The 1,459-nt window shown below is 78.4% G+C and carries 1 protein-coding gene; it reads right to left on the bottom strand.

Going from position 1 to position 1,459, the window contains the following annotated elements:
- On the bottom strand, positions 1-1,459 hold a 1,459-nt coding region (locus ACFQ3T_RS36575; RefSeq protein ID WP_380730746.1), incomplete at both ends, for an HAD-IC family P-type ATPase.

Below are 1,459 nucleotides of genomic sequence, written 5' to 3'. Positions count from 1 at the left end.
GAGCCGGCGCACCCGCTCCTCCAGCAGCCGCAGCGCGGGCGGGTCGAGGTCGCAGCGCGGCAGCACCACCTCGGGCGCGCCCTTCACGCTCAGCACCAGCCGCTTCCCCATCCGGCCCGCGGTGGCGTGGTAGCCGCGGGACGGCTCGAACGGCAACGCCTCGACCAGCGTCCAGCCCCGCGCGCCGGTCGTGGGGCCCACGCGCACGCGCCGCGCGCCCTCCAGCACCGCGCGGTCCGTCTGGTGCGCGAGGTCCACCGGGTCGTCGGCGGCCGGTGTCGCCCGCACGGCGGCGGCGAAGACGCGCCGCAGGGCGTCCTCCAGCGCGCCGCGGCGGGCGCCGCGGCGGCCGTTGTCGATGCGGCTGACGGACAGGCTGCCCTCGGTGAGCGTGCCGGTCTTGTCGAAGCACAGCACGTCCACGCGGCCCAGCGCCTCGATCGTGCGCGGGTTGCGGACCAGCGCGCCGTGCTCGGCCAGCCGCCGTGCCGCGGCCAGCTGCGCGGCGTTGACCAGGAACGGGAGCCCTTCCGGCACCGACGCGACGGCCAGGTTCACCGCCGCGCCCATGCTCTCCCGCAGCGGCACGCCCCGCAGCAGGCCCGCGCCGGTCACCAGGGCCGCCGCGCCGAGCGCGACGGCCAGCGTCTTGCGGGTCAGCTCGGCCAGCCGCGCCTCCACCCCCGTGGTGGGCACGTTGCGCCGGGCCGCCGCCATGCTGCGGCCGACCTCCGTGGCGTCCCCGGTGGCGACCACCACGGCCAGCGCCGTGCCCGCCGCGATCGTGGTGCCCTCGTAGAGCATCGACGTCCGGTCGGCCAGCTCCGCGGCCACCACGGGCGCCGGGTCCTTCGCCACCGGCAGGGACTCGCCGGTCACGGACGACTCGTCGGCTTCGAGCCCTTCGGCGCCGAGCAGCCGGCAGTCGGCGGGCACCACGTCGCCCGCGCCGAGCCGGACCACGTCGCCCAGCACGAGCTCGTCGGCCGTCACGTCGTGCTCGCCGCCGTCGCGGACCACGGTGGCGCGCACCGCCGAGCGGCCGAGCAGGGACGCCAGCGCCCGGTCGGTGACGACCTGCTGCACGCTCCCGATCAGCGCGGACACGCCCACCACGGCCGCGACCAGCGCCGCGTCGGCCGGTGAGCCGCCCGCCGCCGACACCGCCGCGCCGACCGCGAGCACCGGGGTCAGCGGGTTGGCCAGCTCGGCGAGGAAAGCGCTGCCGAGGCTGGTGCCGACGGCCTGCCGCCCGGTGGACGTCCGCTGCCTGCGCTTGGCCTCGCGGTCGGCCAGCCCGTCGCGGGTCGAGCCCAGCCGGTCGAGCACGGTGGCCGCGGGCATGAGGTGCCACGGCTGGGAGGTGGGCGTGACCGGCACGGCGCCGTTGCCGGCGAGCCGCTTCGCGCGCCACACGCCGTCCACGAACGCGACGGCCGCCGCGCCGTCCACGGCACGG

The organism is Saccharothrix hoggarensis (genome assembly GCF_042678885.1).
Taxonomy (GTDB): Bacteria; Actinomycetota; Actinomycetes; order Mycobacteriales; family Pseudonocardiaceae; genus Actinosynnema; species Actinosynnema hoggarensis.
The sequence above is the reverse complement of the archived record's forward strand: the minus strand, read 5'-3'. Positions and strand labels throughout refer to the sequence as shown.